At 65.6% G+C, this 22,862-nt stretch carries 20 protein-coding genes; 9 read left to right on the plus strand and 11 right to left on the minus strand.

The features are described 5' to 3' along the window. The first annotated feature begins 28 nt into the window (after positions 1–28). The 3 genes from groL (at position 29) to ISX93_RS17110 (ending at position 3,255) form a co-directional block, all read left to right on the plus strand. Entirely contained in the window at positions 29–1,672 is a 1,644-nt protein-coding gene (groL, locus tag ISX93_RS06080) for a chaperonin GroEL (protein WP_195777821.1), read from the plus strand. 241 nt (positions 1,673–1,913) lie between these two features. Next, positions 1,914–2,471: a hypothetical protein gene (locus tag ISX93_RS17105; protein WP_219840995.1), complete on the plus strand. Its 558-nt coding sequence runs from the start codon at positions 1,914–1,916 to the stop codon at positions 2,469–2,471. After that, positions 2,356–3,255 (plus strand): acetyl-CoA hydrolase/transferase family protein, encoded by a 900-nt coding sequence (locus ISX93_RS17110; protein ID WP_219840996.1) that lies wholly within the window; start codon positions 2,356–2,358, stop codon positions 3,253–3,255. The genes ISX93_RS17105 and ISX93_RS17110 overlap by 116 nt, the downstream gene beginning before the upstream one ends. Positions 3,256–3,290: 35 nt before the next feature. Here ISX93_RS17110 and moaE read toward each other — a convergent pair whose 3' ends face one another. From moaE to ISX93_RS06105, 4 genes are all read right to left on the minus strand, one after another. Then, positions 3,291–3,743 (minus strand): molybdopterin synthase catalytic subunit MoaE, encoded by a 453-nt coding sequence (gene moaE, locus ISX93_RS06090; protein ID WP_195777822.1) that lies wholly within the window; start codon positions 3,741–3,743, stop codon positions 3,291–3,293. A 2-nt stretch (positions 3,744–3,745) separates the two neighbouring features. After that, the gene (locus tag ISX93_RS06095) at positions 3,746–3,994 is read right to left on the minus strand and encodes a MoaD/ThiS family protein (protein WP_195777823.1); all 249 of its coding nucleotides are present in this window, start codon (positions 3,992–3,994) and stop codon (positions 3,746–3,748) included. Further along, entirely contained in the window at positions 3,991–4,482 is a 492-nt protein-coding gene (moaC, locus tag ISX93_RS06100; RefSeq protein ID WP_195777824.1) for a cyclic pyranopterin monophosphate synthase MoaC, read from the minus strand. Before moaC ends, ISX93_RS06095 begins: the two co-directional genes overlap by 4 nt. Positions 4,483–4,597: 115 nt before the next feature. Further along, a complete protein-coding gene (locus ISX93_RS06105) occupies positions 4,598–5,986 on the minus strand; it encodes a PhoH family protein (RefSeq protein WP_195777825.1) in 1,389 nt (462 codons plus the stop codon). 393 nt (positions 5,987–6,379) lie between these two features. Between ISX93_RS06105 and yaaA the strand changes: the two genes are divergently transcribed. Genes yaaA through ISX93_RS06120 form a run of 3 tightly spaced genes read left to right on the plus strand, consistent with a single transcriptional unit; the run spans position 6,380 to position 8,416 of the window. Further along, on the plus strand, positions 6,380–7,162 hold the full coding sequence (gene yaaA / locus ISX93_RS06110; RefSeq protein ID WP_195777826.1) for a peroxide stress protein YaaA: 783 nt from the start codon (positions 6,380–6,382) through the stop codon (positions 7,160–7,162). A gap of 22 nt (positions 7,163–7,184) precedes the next feature. After that, entirely contained in the window at positions 7,185–8,018 is an 834-nt protein-coding gene (locus ISX93_RS06115) for an SDR family oxidoreductase (protein WP_195777827.1), read from the plus strand. A gap of 26 nt (positions 8,019–8,044) precedes the next feature. Further along, positions 8,045–8,416, plus strand: a complete 372-nt coding sequence (locus ISX93_RS06120; RefSeq protein ID WP_229732078.1) for a hypothetical protein — start codon at positions 8,045–8,047, stop codon at positions 8,414–8,416. 52 nt (positions 8,417–8,468) lie between these two features. Here ISX93_RS06120 and ISX93_RS06125 read toward each other — a convergent pair whose 3' ends face one another. The 6 genes from ISX93_RS06125 to ISX93_RS06150 all read right to left on the minus strand — a co-directional run bounded on the left by ISX93_RS06125 (position 8,469) and on the right by ISX93_RS06150 (position 13,745). Beyond that, the gene (locus tag ISX93_RS06125) at positions 8,469–9,548 is read right to left on the minus strand and encodes an ABC transporter permease (RefSeq protein ID WP_195777829.1); all 1,080 of its coding nucleotides are present in this window, start codon (positions 9,546–9,548) and stop codon (positions 8,469–8,471) included. Then, the gene (locus ISX93_RS06130; protein ID WP_195777830.1) at positions 9,545–10,492 is read right to left on the minus strand and encodes an ABC transporter ATP-binding protein; all 948 of its coding nucleotides are present in this window, start codon (positions 10,490–10,492) and stop codon (positions 9,545–9,547) included. Before ISX93_RS06130 ends, ISX93_RS06125 begins: the two co-directional genes overlap by 4 nt. Then, positions 10,489–11,454: an HlyD family secretion protein gene (locus tag ISX93_RS06135; protein WP_195777831.1), complete on the minus strand. Its 966-nt coding sequence runs from the start codon at positions 11,452–11,454 to the stop codon at positions 10,489–10,491. The genes ISX93_RS06130 and ISX93_RS06135 overlap by 4 nt, the downstream gene beginning before the upstream one ends. Continuing rightward, positions 11,444–12,088, minus strand: coding sequence for a TetR/AcrR family transcriptional regulator (locus ISX93_RS06140; protein WP_195777832.1), 645 nt, complete (start codon positions 12,086–12,088; stop codon positions 11,444–11,446). Before ISX93_RS06140 ends, ISX93_RS06135 begins: the two co-directional genes overlap by 11 nt. 230 nt (positions 12,089–12,318) lie before the next feature. Then, complete coding sequence (locus ISX93_RS06145; protein ID WP_195777833.1) at positions 12,319–12,789, minus strand: MaoC family dehydratase; 471 nt, start codon at positions 12,787–12,789, stop codon at positions 12,319–12,321. After that, the gene (locus tag ISX93_RS06150; RefSeq protein WP_195777834.1) at positions 12,786–13,745 is read right to left on the minus strand and encodes an alpha/beta hydrolase; all 960 of its coding nucleotides are present in this window, start codon (positions 13,743–13,745) and stop codon (positions 12,786–12,788) included. Before ISX93_RS06150 ends, ISX93_RS06145 begins: the two co-directional genes overlap by 4 nt. Positions 13,746–14,024: 279 nt before the next feature. Between ISX93_RS06150 and fadD2 the strand changes: the two genes are divergently transcribed. The 3 genes from fadD2 to hrpA all read left to right on the plus strand — a co-directional run bounded on the left by fadD2 (position 14,025) and on the right by hrpA (position 21,800). Continuing rightward, positions 14,025–15,716, plus strand: a complete 1,692-nt coding sequence (fadD2, locus tag ISX93_RS06155; protein WP_195777835.1) for a long-chain-fatty-acid--CoA ligase FadD2 — start codon at positions 14,025–14,027, stop codon at positions 15,714–15,716. Between the two features lie 224 nt (positions 15,717–15,940). Then, positions 15,941–17,626 carry a long-chain-fatty-acid--CoA ligase FadD1 gene (gene fadD1 / locus ISX93_RS06160; protein ID WP_195777836.1) on the plus strand — a complete coding sequence of 562 codons (1,686 nt, stop codon included), beginning with the start codon at positions 15,941–15,943 and terminating at the stop codon, positions 17,624–17,626. Between the two features lie 139 nt (positions 17,627–17,765). Beyond that, on the plus strand, positions 17,766–21,800 hold the full coding sequence (hrpA, locus tag ISX93_RS06165) for an ATP-dependent RNA helicase HrpA (protein ID WP_195777837.1): 4,035 nt from the start codon (positions 17,766–17,768) through the stop codon (positions 21,798–21,800). Positions 21,801–22,093: 293 nt separating this feature from the next. Here the strand turns inward: hrpA and ISX93_RS06170 are convergent, their stop codons facing one another. Further along, a complete protein-coding gene (locus ISX93_RS06170) occupies positions 22,094–22,861 on the minus strand; it encodes a 3-hydroxyacyl-CoA dehydrogenase (protein ID WP_195777838.1) in 768 nt (255 codons plus the stop codon). Position 22,862: the final 1 nt, after the last annotated feature.

Raw genomic sequence — 22,862 nt, forward strand, 5'->3', positions numbered from 1 at the left:
CCACGAAACGAATTGAGGAATACCGATCATGGCTGCAAAAGAAGTTAAATTTGGCGATTCCGCCCGCAAGAAAATGCTCGCTGGCGTAAACGTACTGGCTGACGCAGTAAAAGCCACCCTCGGCCCGAAAGGCCGCAACGTGATCATCGAGAAGAGCTACGGCGCTCCGACCATCACCAAGGACGGCGTGTCCGTTGCCAAGGAAATCGAGCTGAAGGACCGCTTCGAGAACATGGGCGCCCAGCTGGTCAAGGACGTCGCTTCGCGGGCCAACGATGACGCCGGTGACGGCACCACCACCGCCACCGTGCTGGCTCAGGCCATCGTCAACGAAGGCCTGAAAGCCGTCGCTGCCGGCATGAACCCGATGGACCTCAAGCGCGGCATCGACAAGGCGACCATCGCCATCGTTGCCCAGCTGAAAGCCCAGTCCAAGCCGTGCGCGGACACCAAGGCGATCGCCCAAGTCGGCACCATCTCCGCCAACTCCGACAACTCCATCGGCGACATCATTGCCGAAGCCATGGAAAAAGTCGGCAAGGAAGGCGTGATCACCGTTGAAGAAGGCTCGGGCCTGGAAAACGAACTGTCCGTCGTCGAAGGCATGCAGTTCGACCGCGGCTACCTGTCGCCGTACTTCATCAACAAGCCGGACACCATGGTCGCCGAACTCGACGGCCCGCTGATCCTGCTGGTCGACAAGAAGATCTCCAACATCCGTGAACTGCTGCCGGTGCTGGAAGCCGTGGCCAAGTCCGGCCGTCCGCTGCTGATCGTCGCCGAAGACGTCGAGGGCGAAGCCCTGGCGACCCTGGTGGTGAACAACATGCGCGGCATCGTCAAGGTCGCTGCCGTCAAGGCACCGGGCTTTGGTGACCGGCGCAAGGCCATGCTGCAGGACATCGCGGTCCTGACCGGCGGTACCGTGATCTCCGAAGAAATCGGCCTGAGCCTGGAAGGTGCCACCCTGGAGCATCTGGGTAACGCCAAGCGCGTGATCCTGAGCAAGGAAAACACCACCCTGATCGACGGCGCTGGCCAGCAGGCGGACATCGAGTCCCGCGTGGCGCAGATCCGCAAGCAGGTTGAAGACACTTCCTCCGACTACGACAAGGAAAAACTGCAAGAGCGTCTGGCCAAGCTGGCCGGCGGTGTTGCGGTGATCAAGGTCGGCGCCGGTTCCGAAGTCGAAATGAAAGAGAAGAAAGCCCGCGTTGAAGACGCTCTGCACGCCACCCGTGCTGCCGTCGAAGAAGGCGTGGTACCTGGCGGTGGCGTGGCCCTGGTGCGTGCGCTGCAGGCCATCTCCGAGCTGAAGGGCGACAACGCCGATCAGGACGTCGGTATTGCGCTGCTGCGTCGCGCCGTCGAGTCCCCGCTGCGCCAGATCGTCGCCAACTCCGGTGACGAGCCGAGCGTGGTGGTCGACAAGGTCAAGCAGGGTACCGGCAACTTCGGCTACAACGCGGCGACCGGCGAATACGGCGACATGATCGAAATGGGTATCCTCGACCCGGCCAAGGTGACTCGCTCTGCTCTGCAGGCCGCGGTTTCCGTCGCCAGCCTGATGATCACCACCGAAGCCATGATTGCCGAGATTCCGGACGACAAGCCAGCTGCTGGTGGCATGCCGGACATGGGCGGCATGGGTGGCATGGGCGGCATGATGTAAGCCAACCGGCCCCGCAAGTCAAAAGCCCCGCCTCGTGCGGGGCTTTTTGTTTGGGCGCGGGTTGGCTGTGCCGGTGCTGCCAGATCGGCAAGCGGCTGCTGCCGGCGGGCTCTTGCGAGGCCTGGCTTTGCCGACGTTGCGGGCTGCCTGGTTGAGCCACGAGCGCTCGCCTAGACTGCCTTGGCAGTGCAGACATGCGCAGTCAGTCAAGCAGTCGACCTGCCGAGGGGAGGTTTGGCTTATGGCACCCAGCAGAATTGCCGCAGCTGCGGCGCGTCGGATCAGCGCCGCTCAGGCAGCGGAACTGGTCAGTTCCGGGATGTGGCTCGACTACGGCGGAGCACTCTGCCAGCCGGATGCTTTCGACCGGGCGCTGGCCCGGCGCAAGGATCAGTTAAGCGGCGTGAAGATTCGCGCCTGTCTGACCGTCCGTCCACGCGCGGTTCTCGAGGCGGATCCGCACGGCGAGCACTTCGTCTGGATCAACCTGCATTTCTCCGGCTACGACCGACAGAAGCATGACGCCGGCATCGCCCACTACCTGCCGGTCAATCTGGGCGAGATTCCCGACTACTACCGGCGCTTCATCGAGCCGCCGGACATCGTCATCCTGAAGACCTGCCCGCAGGACGCCAACGGCTTCTTCAACTTCAGCGCCACCAATGCCTGGATGGATCCACGCGGTGACCGAACGGGCACGCCTGGTGATTGTCGAGGAGTCGAGCGGCCTGCCCTATGTCCTGGGCGAGCAGAATGGCCTGCACCTCAGCGAGGTGGACTACATCATCCCGGGCGATAACCAGCCGGCGACGGAGCTGCTCAACCCGCCTGTCACGGAACAGGACCTTGCCGTCGCCCGGCTGATCGCCGCAGAAGTCGAGGATGGTGCCTGCCTGCAGATCGGCATTGGCGGCATGCCGAACGCCGTCTGCAGCCTGCTGCTGGAAAGCGGGGTCAGGGAGCTTGGCGTGCACACCGAGATGCTCACCGACGGCATTGTCGATCTCTACCGGGCCGGGCGCATCAGCGGCGCGCACAAGCAGCTCGATCGGGGCAAGATCGTCTGCACCTTCGCCCTGGGCTCGCGCCAGCTGTACGAGGCGATCGACCATAACCCGGACTTTCAGTTCCGTCCGGTTGACTACACCAACATGCCGCACATCATCATGCAGAATCCCGGGGTGGTGGCGATCAACAACACCACACAGATCGACCTGCAGGGCCAGGCCGCCTCCGAATCGGACGGCCATCGGCATATCAGCGGGACCGGCGGGCAGCTGCAGTTCGTCCGCGGCGCCTACGCCTCGGCCGGTGGCAAATCGTTTATCTGCATGAGTTCGACCTACGACAAGCACGGCACGCGACGCAGCCGGATTGTGCCGAGCCTGACTCCCGGCAACATAGTCACCACCCCGCGCACCGACATGATGTACGTGGCCACCGAGTACGGCCTGGTCAACCTGAAGGGCAAGTCGGTGCCGGAACGCGCCAGGGCACTGATCTCGATTGCCCATCCGGACTTTCGCGAGCAACTCGAGCGTGACGCCTTCCAGCGCCGGCTGCTTCCGCCACATTTCTTCTGAGTCCCTGGCCCGCGCCGCCGCTCGCCGTGCGCGACTCAGCGCTCCCAGCGCCGGGCCGCCTGCTGGTCGCTGGCGCGACCTTCGACCCAGCCGGCATCGGCGCTTCCGGTTTCCTTCTTCCAGAACGGCGCGCGGGTCTTCAGGTAATCCATGATGAAATCACAGGCCTCGAAGGCCGCCTGGCGATGGCTGCTGCAGGTGCCGACGAAGACGATCGGCTCGCCTGGCTGCAGGTTGCCGACCCGGTGCAGGATCTCCACATTCAGCAGTGGCCAGCGCTGGCGGGCTTCGGCCTCGATCTTCGCCAGGGCCTTTTCGGTCATGCCCGGATAGTGCTCGAGGAACATGCCGTGCACCGCCTGCCCGGCGTTGAAATCGCGCACATAGCCGACAAAGCCGACCACCGCGCCGATGCCCAGGTTGGCCGCATGCAGGGCATTCAGTTCGGTGCCCGGGTCGAAGGCGGCGAGTTGCACGCGAATGGCCATGTCTAGCCGCCTGTCACGGTCGGGAAGAACGCCACTTCGTCGCCGTCCTGCAATTCAGTGGCGAGGCTGCACAGTTCCTGGTTGCGCGCGCACATCAGGTTCTGCTCGTCGAGCACGTTCCAGACGCCGCCGCGGGCCAGCAGCAGCCGGCGCAGGTCATCCAGGCTGGCCAGCGCAGGGCTCCACGGCAGCGCTTCGCTGTCCAGGCCCAGCGCTTCCCGGTAGCGGGCGAAATACTGCAGCTGGATCATTGAGCAGACTCCTCGTCTTCAGCACCTCGCTGGTAATGCCCGCTCTTGCCGCCGAGCTTTTCCAGCAGGCAAATACGCTCGATGCACATGCCGCGGTCCACCGCTTTGCACATGTCGTAGAGGGTCAGCGCAGCGACGCTGGCGGCGGTCAGGGCTTCCATCTCCACACCGGTCTGGCCGGCCAGCTTGCAGCGCGCGACGATGTGCACAGTGTCGGCACCCTCGGCCTGCAACTCGACCTTGATCCCGGTGAGCAGCAGCGGATGGCACAGCGGGATCAGTTCGTGGGTCTTCTTCGCCGCCTGGATGCCGGCGATCCGCGCCACGGCGAACACGTCGCCCTTGGGATGGCCGCCGGCGACGATCAGTGCCAGGGTTTCCGGGCGCATGCGCACCAGCGCCTCGGCCACCGCCTCGCGGAAGGTCACCTGCTTGGCGGTGACGTCGACCATGTGGGCATGGCCTTGATTATCAAGATGGGTCAGCACAGGTAAAACTCCACAGTTGCCTGTGGGCCAGTGTAACCCGCCAACCCGCAGTTGACGTGACCCTGATCAAGCCTGGCCGGGCGGACGGCCTTGCGCCAGCCGCCCGGCGTGGCCCTTACAGGTTGGCTTCGGCGTACTCGGCCAATATCGAACGCGGCACGCCCTGCAACGACACATGCACACCGTGCGGGAAATCCTTGAAGCGCTCGGTGAGGTAGGTCAGGCCGGAGCTGGTGGCCGACAGGTAGGGCGTGTCGATCTGCGCCAGGTTGCCCAGACAGACCACCTTGGAGCCGTTGCCGGCACGGGTAATGATGGTCTTCATCTGGTGCGGGGTGAGGTTCTGGCACTCGTCGATCAGGATCAGGCTCTGCTGGAAGCTGCGCCCGCGGATGTAGTTCAGCGATTTGAACTGCAGCGGCACCTTCTGCAGGATGTAGTCGACGCTACCGTGGGTGCTCTCGTCATCCATGTGCAGCGCCTCGAGGTTGTCGGTGATGGCGCCCAGCCAGGGTTCCATCTTCTCCGCCTCGGTGCCGGGCAGGAAGCCGATCTCCTGGTCCAGCCCCTGCACGCTGCGGGTGGCGATGATGCGCCGGTAGCGCTTGCTGACCATAGTCTGTTCGATGGCCGCGGCCAGCGCCAGGATGGTCTTGCCCGAACCGGCGGCACCGGACAGGTTGACCAGGTGGATGTCCGGGTCGAGCAGCGCATACAGCGCCAGCGACTGATAGACATCGCGCGGGCGCAGGCCCCAGGCTTCCTGATGCAGCAGCTGCTCGTGATGCATGTCGAGGATCAGCAGCTCGGTGCCGTTGACCTCCTTGATCCAGCCGACGAAACCCTGGGCATCGACGATGAACTCGTTGATGTGCGCCGGCAGCTTTTCCTGCATCTGCACGGTATGCCAGGTCTTGCCATGCCCCTGGCGGGTCTCGACCTTGCTCACGCGGTCCCAGAACGAGCCATCCAGCGTGTGGTAGCCGCGTGACAGCAGGGCCACATCATCGACCAGCTGGTCGGTGTGGTAGTCCTCCGCGGCCAGGCCGCAGGCGCGCGCCTTCAGGCGCATGTTGATGTCCTTGCTCACCAGCACCACGCTGGTACCGGTATGCCGGCTGCGCAGCTCCACCAGCTGGTTGATGATCTTGTTGTCGTTGAGGTTCTCCGGCAGCAGCACGATGGGCTCGGCGCGCTTGCTCATGAGGATCGACAGGCTGCCGCGCGGCCCGCTCTTGCCCCGCTGGATCGGCACCCCCAGCTCGACCTGCTCCGGCGTGGCGTCGCCGAGTACCTGGTCGATCAGGCGGATCGCCTGGCGGCATTCGGCAGCCACCGAATGCTTGCCGGCCTTGAGCTTGTCGAGCTCCTCGAGCACGGTCATCGGAATGGCGACGTGGTGTTCTTCGAAGTTCAGCAGCGCGTTGGGATCATGAATCAGAACATTGGTATCAAGGACGTAGAGGATAGGCTTCTCGGCTTTTGCGCGTCCGTGTTGATCCATGCTCGGTCACCTCTTGCTGATGGCGGTGACGGAATGCCGCTGCGGCGCTCCGCCGGATTGAGACCGACCAGCCGCAAGTGCGAGGTGAAGACGCCACCTGTGGGGGCAGGTTGCGGCGGTCTGTATTGTTAATACCGCATTCTTGGCTACGGGAAAAAGCGCTTTTCATCGCCAGACAGTATATTTTTTCAATCGGCAAATAGTGCTTGGCGTGCCTCTCCGCTGCCGTTAGAGTCGCAAGTCCACCCCGCAGAAAATTGCCGGCTTTCGCCAATTTGGCCGCCGCGCCAGCGCACCTCTTCAGCCCGCAGACAGTCACCCGGCCGGCCCGTGCCAGGCAAGCCATGCGCCGCTGCCGGGTTAGCATCGCGCGACACCAAGGAGCCCCCCCACATGCTGATGGTCATATCCCCGGCGAAGACGCTGGATTTCACCTCAACGCCCGTCACCCGCCGTTTTACCCAACCCGAGCATCTGGACCAGGCGCAGCTGCTGATCAAGCAATTGCGCACATTGACGCCTGCGCAAATTGCCGAACTGATGAGCCTGTCCGACCAGCTGGCAGGGCTCAACGCTGTCCGCTACAGCAGCTGGCAAATGCCGTTTACCCCGGAAAATGCCCGCCAGGCCCTGCTGGCCTTCAAGGGCGACGTGTATACCGGGCTGCAGGTCGAGGACTTCAGCGAGCGCGATTTCGATTTTGCCCAGCAACACTTGCGCATGCTCTCCGGCCTCTATGGCGTGCTGCGCCCGCTCGACCTGATGCAGCCCTACCGCCTGGAAATGGGCACCCGGCTGGCCAACCCGCGCGGCAACAACCTCTATGAATTCTGGGGCGAGCGGATCAGCGGCTGGCTCAACGACGCGCTGCTGGCGCAGGGCGACCAGATCCTGCTCAACCTGGCCTCGAACGAATACTTCAGCGCAATCAAGCGCAAGGCGCTGCAGGCCAGGATCATCGACACCGAGTTCAAGGACCTTAAAAACGGCCAGTACAAGATCATCAGCTTCTACGCCAAGAAGGCCCGCGGCCTGATGGCGCGCTACGTGATCAAGCAGCAGATCCGTGATCCGCTGGCCCTGCAGCAGTTTGCCGAGCAGGGCTACCGCTATTGCGCGGAGCAATCGGGCGTCGACAAGCTGGTATTCCTGCGCGACCATCCCGGCCAAGACTGAAACCCTCAACCCAGGAGTTCCCATGTCCGCACCCGTGGTTCTTATCAGTGGCTGTTCCAGCGGCATTGGCCGGGCCCTGGCCGAAACCTTCCGGGCCGCCGGGTATCAGGTCTGGGCCGGCGCGCGCAAGGCCGCCGACCTGGAGCAGCTGAGTGCTGCCGGATTCCATGCGGTGGCACTGGATGTGAATGATGCGCAGGCAATCACCCAGGCCCTGCAGCGCCTGGCCAGCGAAGCCGGGCGCCTGGACGTGCTGATCAACAATGCCGGCTACGGCGGCATGGGGCCGCTGCTGGATGGCGGCGCCGCCGCCATGCGCCAGCAGTTCGAAACCAATGTCTTTGCCCTCGTCGAGCTGAGCCGCGCCTGCTTTCCGCTGCTGCGCGCCAGTAAAGGCCTGGTGGTGAATATCGGCAGCGTCTCCGGGGTGATGATTACCCCGTTTGCCGGCGCCTATTGTGCGTCGAAAGCGGCCGTGCATGCGCTCTCCGTTGCGCTGCGCATGGAGCTCGCACCCTTCGGCATTGGCCTGATGGAAGTCCAGCCAGGCGCGATTGCTTCCAACTTTGGGGCCAATGCCAGCCAGCAGGCGGAACAGCTGATCAGCGAACGCTCGCCCTGGTGGCCGCTGCGCGAGGGCATCCGCGCGCGCGCCAATGCCTCGCAGGACAAGCCCACCCCGGCGGCCGAATTTGCCGCGGAGCTGCTGCGCGTCGTGCAGCGCCATCCGCGCCGGCGCCTGCTGCGCCTGGGCAACGGCAGCCACAGCCTGCCGCTGCTGGCGCGGCTGCTGCCGCAGGGGCTGCTGGAGAAGGGCTTGATGAAGCGCTTCGGCCTCAGCCAGCGGCTGGACTGATGGCTGCGCCAGCCAGACCGCCGGCAATGCTGCATTGGGCCCTGGCCGCCAGCGCGGCAGCCTTTGTGCTCAACCTGCTGCTGCGCGGGTTGCTGCGCGTGCCAGGGGTGACCGCGACCCTGCTGGCGGCCGGCCTGGTGGCGATCGGCGTGAGCCTGCTGTTTGCCTGGCGCTATCGGCGGGTCCCCGAGCCTGCTGAGCGGATCAGGCTGTTGCTGTTCTACACGGCCATCATGCTGTTCCTGTATGCCGCCCTGTTCGGACTGATGCTGCTCAAGGATGAGCCCGGCTCGATGGGTCAGTTGCTGTTCCTGCTGCACTGCCTGAGTTACCCGCTGGCCCTGGGGTTGTGCTTTACCCCACGGTTCATCGGCAGGTTGGTCAAGCCGCCGCGCTGAACCCGCGCGGAAGCCAGGCCCCGGGCTCCGGCAGGCAGGGACGTTGCCGGCTTCAGTCCAGCCGCTTGTGCACGCGTGCCACGGCAATGCTCATCATCACCACGGTGAACAGCAGCAATACCGCCATCTCCAGCCACAGCTCGCGCAGGCTGGCGCCGCGCAGCATGATGCCGCGGGCCAGCCGCACGAAGTGGGTCAGCGGCAGTATTTCGGCGAACCACTGCACGCCCTTGGGCATGCCGGCGAAGGGGAACATGAAGCCGGACAACAGGATTTGCGGCAGGAAGGTGAAGAACGCCAGCTGCATGGCCTGGAACTGGCTCTGTGCCATGGTCGAGACGAAGATGCCGAGAGTCAGGCTGGCGATGATGAACAGCAGCGCGGCGGCGTACAGGTCGGCCAGCGCACCGCGCACCGGCACCTCGAACAGCAGGCGGCCGACCAGCAGGATCACCGTTACCTGGACCAGGCCGATGCCGATGAACGGCAGCACCTTGCCGATCGTCAGTTCCCACGGTGAAACCGGGGTGGTGATGAGCATTTCCATGTTGCCGCGTTCGCGTTCGCGGACCAGTGCGATGGCGGTGAACAGCACCATGGTCATGGTCAGGATCACGCCGATCAGGCCGGGCACGGTGTTCAGCGGGGCGCGGCGCTCCGGGTTGTAGAAGTTCACCAGGGTCATGCCGGCGGGCTGGCTCCAGCCGGGCAGGGGAAAGCTGGCCAGCTGGCGGGCGGCGGCCTGCACCACCTGATCCGAACCGTCGACCATCAGTTGCAGCGGCGCCGGGCCGCGGCGTTGCAGGCGCGTCTCGAAATCGGCGGGGATGACCAGCGCGGCGCTGATCCGTCCCTCGCGCAGCAGGGCGTTGATCTGCTGCGGGCTGCTCAGCCGGTACTGGAAGTCGAGCACCTGGCTGGAGCCGAGCTGCGCGACCACTTCGCGCGAGTGCGCCGTGTTGGCCTGGTCAAGTACCGCGGCCTCCAGCCCGCGCACGTCCATGTTGATGGCGAAGCCGAACAGTACCAGCTGCATAACCGGAATGCCGACGATCATGGCGAAGGTCAGGCGGTCGCGGCGCAGCTGGCGCAGTTCCTTGACCACGATGGCGCCCAGGCGTTGCAGGCTCATGCCGGCACCTGCGGGTCGGCCACCGGCTTGCGGGTGACGCTGACGAACACGTCTTCCAGGTTCGGCGCGGTGGCCACGACCTGGGCCGCGATGCCGCTGGCGGCCAGCTGCTGGCGGACCTGGGTGATGGCCTCCGGCGCGCCGCTGAGCACGCGCAGTGCCGTGCCGATCTGCGCCGTGGCGATGATCCCCGGCAAGTCCTGCAGCGCCCGCTGTGCCTGCCGCGGCTGGGCACATTCGACCAGCAGCGGGTGACCGGGCAGGGCGCGCATCAGCTCGGCCGGGCTGCCGTCGGCCACCAGCCGGCCATTATCGAGAATGCCCAGGCGCGTGCAGCGCTCGGCTTCGTCCATGTAGTGGGTGGACACCAGCAGGGTGGTGCCGGACTCGGCCAGCTCGAACAGCGAGTCCCAGAACTCCCGGCGCGATTGCGGGTCGACCGCGCTGGTCGGTTCGTCGAGCAGCAGCAGGTCGGGCTTGTGCAATACTGCCCCGGCCAGCGCCAGACGCTGTTTCTGCCCGCCGCTGAGGGTCCCGGCCATCTGCTGGCGACGGTCGGCCAGCCAGTAGCGCTCGAGCAGTTCGCTGATCCGCAGGCGCGCCTGCTGGCCACGCAAGCCCTGGATGGCGGCGAGGAATTCGAGGTTCTCGCCGACGCTCAGGTCCTCGTAGAGCGAGAATTTCTGGGTCATGTAGCCGATGCGTCGCTTCAGCGCCTCGGCGTCGCGCGGGATCTGGCAACCGAGCACCTCGATCGCGCCGGCGCTGGGTCGCAGCAGGCCGCAGAGCATGCGGATGGTGGTCGACTTGCCGCTGCCGTTGGGACCGAGAAAGCCGAACACCTCGGCGCGGTTGACCGTCAGGTCGAGGCTGTCCACCGCGCTCAACGCGCCGAAGCGCTTGCTCAACCCGCGCGCACGGATCACCGGCTGGCCGTCGTTCATGGCTGCGCCAGCACGGCTTGCAGCGGCAGGCCGGCGGGCAGCTTGGCGGCCTCGGCACCTTCCAGTACGAGTTCGGCGCGGTATACCAGGCGGCTGGCGTCGGCGCCGGTGAGGGCGTAGTAGGGGGTGAAGCTGGCCTCGCTGGCGATGCTGCGCAGCTTGCCGGTGAACGGCTGCGCGACACCCTCGACCGTTACCCGGAGGGTGTCGCCGATGGCCAGGCGGTTGCGCTGCGAGGCCGGCACGAACAGGCGCGCATAGGGCGCCGCACCGACCAGCAGGCTGACCACTTCGGCGTGCAACGGCGGCTGGTCGCCCGGCCGGAACGGCAGGGCATCCACCCGGCCGGCGCGTGGGGCACGGACATCCAGGTGCGCGCGGTTCAGCTGCAGCTGGGTCAGCCGGCTGTTTGCCGCTTGCAGGCTCGCCGCGGCCTGGGCCAGCTGTTCCGGGCGGGTGCCGTTGGTCAGTTCGCGCAATTGGGCTGCGCTGTTCTGTACGGCCGCCACGCTCTGGTCGCGGCTGGCGCGGGCGCGATCCAGTTCGGCGAGCGCCACCTGCTGGCGCTGGTAGAGCGCCTCGATGCGCTGGAAGTCCCGGCTGGCGGCGATGGCGGCGGCGCTGTTGCGCTCCAGTGCGGCCTGCGCCGCCTCGATGGTTTCGCGCCGCGCGCCGTGGCTGAGTTCGTCGAGCCGGGCGCCGGCCTGCTGCACCTCGGCCGCGGCCTGGGCGACCAGCGCGTCGAGCCGGCGCGGATCGAGCTGCAGCAGCAGCTGGCCGGCCTCGACCTGCGCGCCCTCGGCCACCTGCCAGTTCAGTACGGTTTCCGAGGCTTCGGCGGGGATGCCGATGCGGTCCCATTCGAGGGTGCCGAGCAGCGGCGGCGGTTCGCCCGCCCCGCAACCGCCCAGCAACGCGAGCAGGAGCAGGGTGGCGGGGGTGCCTGTCCGTTCAATCAGCATGGCTTGTCTCCATTCCGCGCTCGAGCAACGCCAGGGTGTGTTCGCTCAACGCCGCGGCGCGGTTGTCGAGGTCGGGGAAAATGCCGTGCAGCAGCGAGGCGGCGGCATGCGGCAGCATGACCAGGCCGAACAGCGAGACCACCAGCAGGCGCGGGTTCAGCTCGGCGTTCAGGGCCTGCCGGGCCTGGGCGGCCGCGAAATATGCGGCCAGCCGGGCCGGAATCATCGGCCCGATGCGGGTGGCCCAGAGTTCGCGCAGTGCGCCACCTTCGCAGAGGACTTCGCGCACCCACAACGGCGGCAGCCAGGGATGCTGGCTGAGGGTTGCATTGAGCGCGCAGACCAGTCGGCGAACCAGTTGCCGCGGATCGTCTTCGCTGCCGTGCAGCGCGTTGGCGACGTTGGCCAGCAGCGGCGCAAGGCGTTCTTCGAACACGGTTTCCACCAGCCGCTGCTTGTTGCCGAAGTAGTAGTTGACCAGGGCCGGGGTCACCCCGGCCTGGTCGGCGATGCTGCGCAGGCTGCTGGCAGCAATGCCGTGGCGGGCAAAGCTGGCGAGCGCGGCGTCGAGCAGGCGCTGGCGTTGTAGCTGGGCGTCGCCAGTGGGGCGACCGGGAGCGCGCGGCTGGTTCACAGCGATCACCTGAGGTTGTCACATGCGTATATTTATATGCGTATTTAATTAATCTGCAAGCACTCGCTGCTGCCGGTCATGGCGGGCGCGCAGGCCTATGCCAACCTGCCCGGGCGGACAGGCGCGGGATTGGCACGAGTGGCTGGCAGGTCCCGGCTGCCAGTGGCTGCCAGCCGGGGGCGTGGAGGAAGGGCGGCGGGGTGCTGCAGGCAGCCCCGCCGCTGCGCCGCTCAGCCGATGGTGATGGGCGGCAGTTCCGGCAGTTGCAGGGTTTGCTGGGTGCGCGGTGCGAGCACCTCGGCTTCGCCATCCACCACCAGTTCCTGGTTCTGGTTGAACACCCGGGTGGCGATGCGTACGCGGCCCTTGGGCAGTTTCTCGAGCACTTCCAGTTGTACGGTGAGGGTGTCGCCCAGCTTGACCGGACGGGTGAAGCGCATCTGCTGGCCGAGGTAGATGCTTCCCGGTCCGGGCAGTTCGCAGGCTATCGCGGCGCTGATCAGCGCACCGCTGAACATGCCGTGGGCAATGCGTTCCTTGAACATGCTCTGCGCGGCAAACTCGGCATCCAGGTGCACCGGGTTGTGGTCGCGGGACACCGCGGCAAACAGCTGGATGTCGCGTTCTTCGACGGTGCAGCTGAACGAAGCCTGCTGGCCGACCTGCAGGTCGTCATAGGGGATGTTGGTAACCTGGGTCATGGGTTCTCCTTGGGGGCGGGTTGGCAGAAACGGCTGTGGGCGAGCGCCTGCTCGAGCCAGTGGATCAGGTCGGCAGTGACTTCGTCGCGGTTGCTTTCATTGAGCAGCTCGTGGCGCGCGCCCGGGTAGATTTTCAGTTGCACATCCTTCAACCCGGCCACGCGCAGGGCGCCGGCGAGATCGTTCAGGCGCCGGCCGGCACTCACCGGGTCGCAATCGCCACCGATCAGCAGTACCGGCAGTCCGGGATCTATCTGCGACAGCTGCTTGACGCTGCTGATGCCTTGCAGGCCGCCGAGCAGGTCGATCCACAGTTGTGTGGTGGCGACAAAGCCGCACAGCGGATCGCTGACATAACGATCGACTTCGACCGGATCGCGGGACAGCCAGTCGAACCCGCTGCGAGCCGGCTGGAAGGCTTTGTTGAAGGAGCCAAACGACAGGTAGTTGAGCAGCTTGCTGCGCCCGGTGGCGCCGAGCCGCCAGCGCTCGAGGCGGGCGAGCAACCCGGCGCTGCGGTAGAGGCTGGCCGGCTGGAAGTTCGAGCCGGACAGGATGGCGCCCTGCAGGCTGCAGCTGTGCTGCATCAGGTAGGCCAGGCTGATGTAGCTGCCCATGCTGTGGCCGAGGAGAAAGATCGGCAGGCCGGGATGCTGCTGGCGAATGTGGTGGTTGAGACTGGCCAGGTCACCGACCACTTTCTCCCAGCCAGCGGCATCGGCGTAATGTCCGAGCAGCCCCTGTTCAGCGCTGCGCCCATGGCCGCGCTGGTCCAGCGCGAACAGGTCGAAGCCGTGGGCCGTCAGGGCCTCGCCCAGGCGGGCATAGCGTGCGCCATGTTCGGCCAGGCCGTGGGCCAGCATCACGATCGCCCTGGGTGGCTGTGTGCCAGACCACTGGTGGACATGCAGCGGGGTGCTGTCAGTGGCGCTGAGCCAGAAGGTTGCGTGGTGCATGGCGGGTCCTTGTGCCCGGGACGAAAGTGCATTTTGCACGGCTGGCGGCTGCTGGCAAAGCGGGTTGACGGGTTTGTTCGCTGTGCTGCCCGGGCCGGCAGGGATTGACTTGCCCGCAGCGCGGTTGCGGGGCGCCCAGGGCGGCCGCGCAAGGCGCGGCTATTCATTGTGTTGATAAGGTGCCAGCGACTATTTGCGCCCAGTCACAGAGCTGTTAAGTTCCCTGCACTCCCGCGCGCGCGCGCGCGCGGGCCAGCCTGTCGATGAGGATAATAAGAAATGCAAGCTGAGTTCTGGAATGACAAACGCCCGGCCGGGGTTTCCGCCACTATCGAGCAGAATGCCTTTCACTCGGTGGTTGAAGTATTCGAGCGTTCCTGCAAGAAATTCGCCGACCGTCCGGCCTTCAGCAACCTGGGGGTCACCCTGACCTACAGCGAGCTGGATCGCCTGTCCGCCGCCTTTGGCGCCTGGCTGCAGAGCAATACCGACCTCAAGCCGGGTGACCGCATCGCCATCCAGATGCCCAACCTGCTGCAATACCCGATCGCCGTGTTTGGCGCGCTGCGCGCCGGGCTGATCGTGGTCAACACCAACCCGCTGTATACCGCGCGGGAAATGCGCCACCAGTTCAACGATTCCGGCGCGCGGGCGCTGGTGTACGTCAACCTGTTCGGCAAGCTGGTCGAGGAAGTGCTGCCCGATACCGGCATCGAGTACCTGATCGAGGCGCGCATGGGTGACCTGCAGCGCTCGCCGCTGAAAGGCTGGCTGCTCAATGCGGCGGTCAAATACCTGAAGAAGCTGGTGCCCAGCTACCACCTGCCGAAGGCGGTGCCCTTCAGCCAGGTGCTGAAAAAGGGCCGCTGGCATTCGCTGAAGATGATTCGCCAGAGCCTTGATGACGTTGCCGTGCTGCAGTACACCGGTGGCACCACCGGGGTGGCCAAGGGCGCGATGCTGACCCACGGCAACCTGGTGGCCAACATGCAGCAGGTGCTGGCCTGCATGTCACAGATCGGCGCCGATGGCCAGCCGCTGATCAAGGAGGGGCAGGAAATCATGATTGCGCCGCTGCCGCTCTACCACATCTATGCCTTCACGGCGAACTGCATGTGCATGATGGTCAGTGGCAACCACAATGTGCTGATCAGCAATCCGCGGGATATTCCGGGCTTCATCGAGGAGCTGAAGAAGTGGCGCTTCACCGGCCTGTTGGGGTTGAACACGCTGTTTGTCGCGCTGATGGACAATCCCGAATTCAAGAACCTGGATTTCTCCCGGCTGAAGATCACCAACTCGGGCGGCACCGCGCTGGTCAAGGCCACTGCCGAGCGCTGGCAGCAGCTCACCGGCTGCACGATCGTCGAAGGCTACGGGCTGACCGAAACCTCGCCGGTGGTCTCGGCCAATCCCTATGGTGCGGCGGCCCGCCTGGGTACCGTCGGCCTGCCGATGCCGGGCACCGCACTCAAGGTGATCGACGACAACGGTGTCGAGCTGCCGCTGGGCGAGCGCGGCGAACTGTGCGTCAAGGGCCCGCAGGTGATGAAGGGTTACTGGCAGCGCCCGGAGGCCACCGCCGAAGTCCTGGATGCCGAGGGCTGGCTGAAGACCGGCGACGTGGCGGTCATCGATGCGGACGGCTTCGTGCGCATCGTCGACCGCAAGAAGGACCTGATCATCGTCTCCGGCTTCAACGTCTACCCGAACGAGATCGAGGACGTGCTGATGACCCATCCGAAGGTGGCCAGCTGCGCGGTCATCGGGGTGCCGGACGAGAAGTCCGGGGAGGCGGTCAAGCTGTTCGTGGTGCCGCGTGATCCGGAGCTGACCATCGAGGAACTCAAGGCGTTCTGCCGTGAGCAGTTCACCGGCTACAAGGTGCCCCGGCACATCGTCTTGCGCGAGTCGTTGCCGATGACTCCGGTCGGCAAGATCCTCCGCCGCGAGCTGCGCGACGGACACTGACCGGTTGTGGCAACTACTCTGCGGGTGTCGGGCCAGATGCTGCCTGATGCCCGCAAGATGCGCGCGCGTTCAGCGCCCGGGAGCTGCCGCTGCGGTCTGGCCGGTGGCGTTCAAAACTGCTAATCTCGCCGCCCCGTTGCCCGTCCCCGGGTGCTGGCATGACTATTAAAACAACACCGGCTGATTGCTGCGCTGATCGGCTTTGCTCAGGAGATAAGGCTTTCATGCTCGAGAATTTCTGGAAGGACAAGTACCCGGCAGACGTTCCGGTCGAGATCAATCCCGATCAGTACCCGAATATCCAGGCGGTCATGCGCGAATCCTGCCAGCGCTTTGCCGACAAGCCGGCCTTCACCAACCTGGGCAAGACCATCACCTGGGGCGAGCTGTACGAGCTGTCGGGAGCCTTCGCCGCCTACCTGCAGCAGCACACCAGCCTGCAGCCGGGCGACCGCATCGCCGTGCAGATGCCGAATATCCTGCAATATCCGGTGGTGGTGTTCGGTGCCATGCGCGCCGGGCTGGTGGTGGTCAACACCAACCCGCTGTACACCACCCGCGAGATGGAGCACCAGTTCAACGACTCCGGCGCCAAGGCGCTGGTGTGCCTGGCCAACATGGCCCACCTGGCCGATGAGGTGGTGCCGCGCACCGGCGTCAGGCATGTGGTGGTTACCGAGGTCGGCGACCTGCTGCCGCTGCCCAAGCGCTTGCTGGTCAACAGTGTGGTCAAGTACGTGAAGAAGCTGGTACCACCCTACCTGCTGCCCCACGTCAAGTTCACTCGGGCCATGGCCCTGGGACGTGGCCAGCGCGTCAAGGAAGTCAACCCGCAGAGCTCGGACATTGCCGTGCTGCAATACACCGGTGGCACCACCGGGGTGGCCAAGGGCGCCATGCTGACGCACCGCAACCTGATCGCCAACATGCTGCAGGTGCGCGGGCTGATGGGGGCCAACCTGCACGAGGCGCAGGAGATCCTGGTGGCACCGCTGCCGCTGTATCACATCTATGCCTTCACCGTGCACTGCATGGCCATGATGCTGATCGGCAACCACAACCTGCTGATCACCAACCCGCGCGACCTGCCGGGGATGATCAAGGACCTGGCACAGTGGAAGTTCACCGCCTTTGTCGGTCTCAACACCCTGTTCGTCGCCCTGTGCAACAACGAGGCGTTCCGTGCCCTGGACTTCTCCGCGCTGAAACTGACCATGTCCGGTGGCATGGCGCTGCAGATGGCCACCGCCGAGCGCTGGAAGGAAGTCACCGGTTGCTCGATCTGCGAAGGGTTCGGCATGACCGAGACCAGCCCGGTGGCCACTTTCAATCCGATCGACCACAACCAGCTGGGGACCATCGGCATTCCGCTGCCCTCGACCCTGTGCAAGGTGATCGACGACAACGGTGTCGAGCTGCCGCTGGGCGAGCGCGGCGAGCTGTGCGTCAAGGGTCCGCAGGTGATGAAGGGCTACTGGCAGCGCCAGGAAGCCACCGACGAGATCCTCGATGCCGAGGGCTGGCTGAAGACCGGCGACATCGCGATCATCCAGCCCGACGGCTACCTGCGCATCGTCGACCGCAAGAAGGACATGATTCTGGTGTCCGGCTTCAACGTCTACCCGAACGAGCTGGAAGACGTGCTGGCGACCCTGCCCGGCGTGCTGCAGTGCGCGGCCATCGGCATTCCGGACGAGAAGTCCGGCGAGGCGATCAAGCTGTTCGTGGTGGCCAAGCCGGGTTCCGGCCTGACCAAGGAACAGGTGATGCAGCACATGCGCGACAACGTCACCGGCTACAAGGTGCCGCGCTCGATCGAGTTCCGCGACAGCCTGCCGGCGACCAACGTCGGCAAGATCCTGCGCCGCGAGCTGCGCGATGAAGAGCTGAAGAAACTGGGCAAGCTGTAACCACTGCCCTGGCACAAACGACAAGGCCCTGCACTGCGGGGCCTTGTCGTTTGTGCAGGTTGCTGATGCTGCCAGGCGCCTCTGCGGCGGCGAAATCTGCGACAATCGCCGCCTTTGCGAATCCGCCCGCGGCAGCTTGATGACCCCTCCGACCTCCGATTTCGACCAACTGCTGAACCGCCTCGACCAGGCCCTGCTGGCCGACCGGCAGCGCTTGCGCCGGCAGCTGCACGAGTTGCGCAAGCAGCCCGATGCGCCTAAGCAGGCGCAGTGGGCCGAGCGCCTGCAGCAGTCCTGCGACAGGGTCGAAGCGCGCCGGCTGAGCATCCCGCCGATCCGCTACGACGACAGCCTGCCGATTGCCGCCAAGCGCGACGAGATCAAGGCCGCCATCAGCAAGCATCAGGTGGTGGTGATCGCTGGCGAAACCGGCTCGGGCAAGACCACCCAGCTACCGAAGATCTGCCTGGAGCTCGGCCGCGGCGTGCACGGCCTGATCGGCCATACCCAGCCGCGGCGCATCGCCGCGCGCAGTGTGGCCATGCGGGTGGCGGAAGAGCTGAACACGCCGCTCGGCCAGCTGGTCGGCTATCAGGTGCGCTTCGAGGATCAGAGCAGCGACGCCACCCTGATCAAGCTGATGACCGACGGCATCCTGCTGGCGGAAACCCAGCACGACCGTTACCTGGAAAAGTACGACACCATCATCGTCGACGAGGCCCACGAGCGCAGCCTGAATATCGACTTCCTGCTGGGCTTTTTGAAGACCCTGCTGCTGCGCCGCCCTGACCTGAAGCTGATCATCACCTCGGCGACCATCGATCTGGCGCGCTTCGCCGCGCACTTCAACGACGCGCCGATTGTCGAGGTGTCAGGGCGTACCTTCCCGGTCGAGACCTGGTACCGCCCGCTGCTCGGCGAGCAGGACGAGAACGGCGAAACCCTGGAAGACGACCTCAGCGTCGATCAGGCGATCCTGCGCGCGCTGGATGAGTTCGCCGCGTTCGAGCGCAGCGCCGGCAAGCGTCCCGGCGATGTACTGGTGTTCCTCCCCGGCGAACGGGAAATACGCGACGCCGCCGAGCTGCTGCGCAAGGCCAACCTCAAGCACGCCGAAGTGCTGCCGCTGTACGCGCGGCTGTCGCCGGCCGAGCAGCAGAAGATTTTCCAGTCGCGTCCCGGGCGCAAGATTGTCCTCGCCACCAACGTCGCCGAGACCTCGCTGACGGTGCCGGGCATTCGCTATGTGATCGACAGCGGCACCGCGCGCATCAGCCGCTACAGCTACCGTGCCAAGGTTCAGCGCCTGCCGATCGAGGCCGTCTCGCAAGCCAGCGCCAACCAGCGCAAGGGCCGCTGCGGGCGGGTCGAGCCGGGCATCTGCGTGCGCCTGTACAGCGAGGAAGACTTCAACGGCCGGCCGGCCTTTACCGATCCCGAGATCCTGCGCACCAACCTGGCGGCGGTGATCCTGCAGATGCTGCATCTGCGTCTGGGTGCCATCGAAGATTTCCCGTTTATCGAACCGCCGGATGGCAGGGCGATCAGCGACGGCTTCAACCTGTTGCAGGAACTCTCGGCGGTCAACCGCGAAGGCCAGCTGACCGCGCTCGGTCGCCAGCTGGCGCGCCTGCCGGTGGACCCGCGCCTCGGCCGCATGCTGCTCGAAGGCGCCAGACAGGGCAGCCTGCCGGAAGTGCTGATCATCGCCAGCGCGCTGTCGGTGCAGGACGTGCGCGAGCGCCCGCCGGAGCGCCAGCAGGCGGCGGATCAGGCCCATGCGCAGTGGAAGGACGTGGATTCCGACTTTGCCGCGCTGGTCAACCTGTGGCGCGACTTCGAGGAACAGCGCCAGGCGCTGGGCGCCAGCGCACTGCGCAGCTGGTGCCGGAAGAATTTCCTCAACTACCTGCGCCTGCGCGAGTGGCGCGACTCGCATCGCCAGCTCAGCCTGATCTGCAAGGAACTGCAGCTGTTCGAAGCCACCCGGCCGGGTAGGAGCGAGCTTGCTCGCGATCAGCGTTCCGTCGGTCAGACACCGAACCAGAAGGATCGCGAGCAAGCTCGCTCCTACAAGGAGCAGCCCGCCAAGCCGCTGGACGAGGCCCAGCAGCGTGGCGTCGATTACGCCCGGGTGCACAAGGCGATCCTCTCCGGCCTGCTCAGCCAGATCGGCCAGAAGACCGAGGAGGGCGACTACCTCGGCGCCCGGCAGCGGCGCTTCTGGATTCATCCGTCTTCCGGCTTGGGTAAGAAGCGCCCGCAATGGCTGATGGCCGCCGAACTGGTGGAGACCACCAAGCTGTTCGCCCGTCAGGTGGCGAAGATCGAGCCGGACTGGATCGAGCCGCTGGCCGGTCACCTGATCAAGAAGAACCACTTCGAACCGCACTGGGAGAAGAAGCGCGGCCAGGTGGTGGCTTACGAGCAGATCACCCTCTACGGCCTGATCGTGGTTGGCCGCCGCGCCGTGCATTACGGGCCGATAGAGCCGGTATTGGCGCGCGAGCTGTTTATCCGCGAAGGCCTGGTGCGCGGTGAAATTCTCTCCCGCGCCCGTTGCCTGAAAGCCAACAGCGAGTTGCTGGAACAGCTCGACGAGCTGGAAGCCAAGGCGCGCCGGCGCGACATCCTCGCCGACGAGGAAACCCTGTTCGCCTTCTACGACGCGCGCATCCCGGCCCAGATCCATCAGACCGCGACCTTCGACAGCTGGTACAAAACCAACAGCAGCAAGGACCCGCAGCTGCTGATCATGCGCGAGGAAGACGTGCTGGCCCGCGAGGCCAACGAAGTCACCGCCGCCCATTACCCGGACACCCTGCATCTGGGTGAGCTGCAGTTGTCGCTGACTTATCACTTCGAGCCCAACCACCCGCGTGACGGCGTGACCCTGCGCGTGCCGGCGCCGTTGCTGCCGCAGTTGCCGGCGGAGCGCCTGGAATGGCTGGTGCCCGGCGTGCTGGAGGCCAAGTGCATGGCCCTGGTGCGCGGGCTGCCCAAGGCGCTGCGCAAGAACTTCGTGCCGGTGCCGGACTTTATCAAGGCCGCCCTGGCGCGCATCAGCTTTGCCGAGGGTTCGTTGCCGCAGGCGCTGGGCCACGAACTGCAACGCATGACCGGCGTGCGGGTGCCGGACGAGGCTTGGGCCGAGGCCGCCCGGCAGCTCGACAGCCACCTGCGGATGAACCTGGAAGTGGTGGATGCCACGGGCAAGCTGCTCGGCGAAGGCCGCGACCTGGCCGAACTCTGTGCACGCTTCGCCGAGGCCAGCCAGGCCGCCCTGGCCATCCCGCAACAACAGGCCCAGCGGCCGCTGCAGGCCAAGGCGTTTGCCGAGGTGGCGGAAAAGACCCAGCAAAATATCGCTGGCTTGAGCATGACCGTGTTCCCGGCATTGGTGGAAGAGGCCGGGGTGGTCAGGGAAGAGCGCTTCTCGACCGCCGCCGAAGCCGACTTCCAGCACCGCCGCGCCTTGCAGCGCCTGCTGCTGCAGCAACTGGCCGAGCCCGCCAAGTACCTGCGCGGCAAGCTGCCGGGGCTGACCGAGCTGGGTTTGCTCTATCGCGAGCTGGGCAAGGTCGAGGCGCTGGTCGAGGACATCCTGCTGGCCAGCCTGGACAGCTGCATCCTCGACGGTGTTGCGCCGCTGCCGCGTGACGGTGCGGCCCTGGCCGCCCTGGCCGAAAGCAAGCGCGGAGCCTGGACGGAGCACGCCGAGCGCCTGGCCAGGCTGACGCTGGACATCCTCAAGCTCTGGCACGCCCTGCAAAAGCGCTGCAAGGGCAAGATCGACCTGGCCCAAGCCGTGGCCCTCAACGACATCAAGCTGCAGCTGGGCAACCTGGTCTATCCGGGCTTCGTCCGCGAAACCCCGGTCGAGTGGCTGAAGGAGCTGCCGCGCTACCTCAAGGCCGTCGAGCAGCGCTTCGACAAGCTGGGCAGCCAGTTGCAGAAAGACCGGGTCTGGAGCGGCGAGCTGAGCGCCTGCTGGGCGCAATACCAGGCGCGCCTGGCCAAGCACCGCCAGGAAGGCAAGCGCGACCCGCAACTCACCCTGTACCGCTGGATGCTCGAGGAATACCGCGTGTCACTGTTCGCCCAGCAGCTGGGCACGAAGATGGCTGTTTCCGACAAGCGCCTGGGCAAGCAGTGGAGCCTGGTGGAGAGCTGAGCGGTTGCCGCGCGGGTTGCACCCGCCCTGGCAAAGTACTCGATCCGTTTGACGCTGTCCGTGGTACGGGTCGAATGCTCGCTTGTCGTAGGGTCGGCGTAGGGTGGGCTTCAGCCCACCAAAAGCGCGAGACGGCAGGTCGGGCCAGAGGGTGGCAGCGGTGGGCCAGGGCCCACCCTACGGTTGATGGTTGGCGCGTGCGCCGCAGGGGCGCGATCAATCGGAGTCGTAGGGAGAGTTGCAGGTTACTCGCTTGTCTGGGGGTGGGCTTTGCCGGCGGCAAAAAGCGGCGCCTACCTGGGCTCCATGCGGATCGCGCCATCCAGGCGGATGACTTCGCCGTTCAGGTACTGGTTGGTGATGATGTGCGCGGCCAGCGCGGCGTATTCCTTCGGCTCGCCGAAGCGCTTGGGGCTCTGCACCATCTTCAGCAGCGGATCACGCACTTCGTCCGCCATGCCTTTCATCATCGGCGTGTCGAAGATGCCGGGGGCAATGGTCATCACGCGGATGCCCAGCGGCGCCAGATCACGGGCGATTGGCAGGGTCATGCCGACCACGCCGGCCTTGCTCGCGCTGTAGGCGGCCTGCCCGACCTGACCGTCAAATGCAGCCACGGAAGCCGTGTTGATGATCACGCCACGCTCGCCATCAGCGTTCGGTGCGTTCTTGGCCATCTGCTCGGCGGCCAGACGCAGCACGTTGAAGGTGCCGAGCAGGTTGATATTGATCACCTGAGCAAACTTTTCCAGTGGCAGCGCGCCGTTGCGGCCAACCGTCTTGCCGCCGGGGGCAATGCCGGCGCAGTTGATGCACACATCGATGCGGCCGAAGGCTTCGATTGCTTTGGCAATGCCGGCTGCAACCGAGGCTACGTCGGTGACATCGACCTTGGCGAAAACGGCTTTATCACCCAGTTCGGCCACCAGCGCGCGGCCGGCTTCCTCGTTCAGATCGAAGGCCACAACCTTGGCACCCTGGGCGGCCAGTTGCTGACAGGTGACCAGGCCCAGGCCCGATGCGCCGCCGGTGACGATTACAACGTTATTCTGCAATTCCATG

The sequence above is a fragment of the Pseudomonas sp. N040 genome, assembly GCF_015637705.1.
Taxonomy (GTDB): domain Bacteria; phylum Pseudomonadota; class Gammaproteobacteria; order Pseudomonadales; family Pseudomonadaceae; genus Aquipseudomonas.

What these genes read in the sequence shown, in the direction of transcription:
- groL (WP_195777821.1), top strand. Translation starts at nt 29, where the DNA reads ATGGCTGCAAAAGAAGTTAAATTTGGCGATTCCGCCCGCAAGAAAATG.
- ISX93_RS17105 (WP_219840995.1), top strand. Translation starts at nt 1,914, where the DNA reads ATGGCACCCAGCAGAATTGCCGCAGCTGCGGCGCGTCGGATCAGCGCC.
- moaE (WP_195777822.1), bottom strand. Translation starts at nt 3,743, where the DNA reads ATGGCCATTCGCGTGCAACTCGCCGCCTTCGACCCGGGCACCGAACTG.
- ISX93_RS06095 (WP_195777823.1), bottom strand. Translation starts at nt 3,994, where the DNA reads ATGATCCAGCTGCAGTATTTCGCCCGCTACCGGGAAGCGCTGGGCCTG.
- ISX93_RS06105 (WP_195777825.1), bottom strand. Translation starts at nt 5,986, where the DNA reads ATGGATCAACACGGACGCGCAAAAGCCGAGAAGCCTATCCTCTACGTC.
- yaaA (WP_195777826.1), top strand. Translation starts at nt 6,380, where the DNA reads ATGCTGATGGTCATATCCCCGGCGAAGACGCTGGATTTCACCTCAACG.
- ISX93_RS06115 (WP_195777827.1), top strand. Translation starts at nt 7,185, where the DNA reads ATGTCCGCACCCGTGGTTCTTATCAGTGGCTGTTCCAGCGGCATTGGC.
- ISX93_RS06120 (WP_229732078.1), top strand. Translation starts at nt 8,045, where the DNA reads ATGCTGCATTGGGCCCTGGCCGCCAGCGCGGCAGCCTTTGTGCTCAAC.
- ISX93_RS06125 (WP_195777829.1), bottom strand. Translation starts at nt 9,548, where the DNA reads ATGAGCCTGCAACGCCTGGGCGCCATCGTGGTCAAGGAACTGCGCCAG.
- ISX93_RS06130 (WP_195777830.1), bottom strand. Translation starts at nt 10,492, where the DNA reads ATGAACGACGGCCAGCCGGTGATCCGTGCGCGCGGGTTGAGCAAGCGC.
- ISX93_RS06135 (WP_195777831.1), bottom strand. Translation starts at nt 11,454, where the DNA reads ATGCTGATTGAACGGACAGGCACCCCCGCCACCCTGCTCCTGCTCGCG.
- ISX93_RS06145 (WP_195777833.1), bottom strand. Translation starts at nt 12,789, where the DNA reads ATGACCCAGGTTACCAACATCCCCTATGACGACCTGCAGGTCGGCCAG.
- ISX93_RS06150 (WP_195777834.1), bottom strand. Translation starts at nt 13,745, where the DNA reads ATGCACCACGCAACCTTCTGGCTCAGCGCCACTGACAGCACCCCGCTG.
- fadD2 (WP_195777835.1), top strand. Translation starts at nt 14,025, where the DNA reads ATGCAAGCTGAGTTCTGGAATGACAAACGCCCGGCCGGGGTTTCCGCC.
- fadD1 (WP_195777836.1), top strand. Translation starts at nt 15,941, where the DNA reads ATGCTCGAGAATTTCTGGAAGGACAAGTACCCGGCAGACGTTCCGGTC.
- hrpA (WP_195777837.1), top strand. Translation starts at nt 17,766, where the DNA reads ATGACCCCTCCGACCTCCGATTTCGACCAACTGCTGAACCGCCTCGAC.
- ISX93_RS06170 (WP_195777838.1), bottom strand. Translation starts at nt 22,861, where the DNA reads ATGGAATTGCAGAATAACGTTGTAATCGTCACCGGCGGCGCATCGGGC.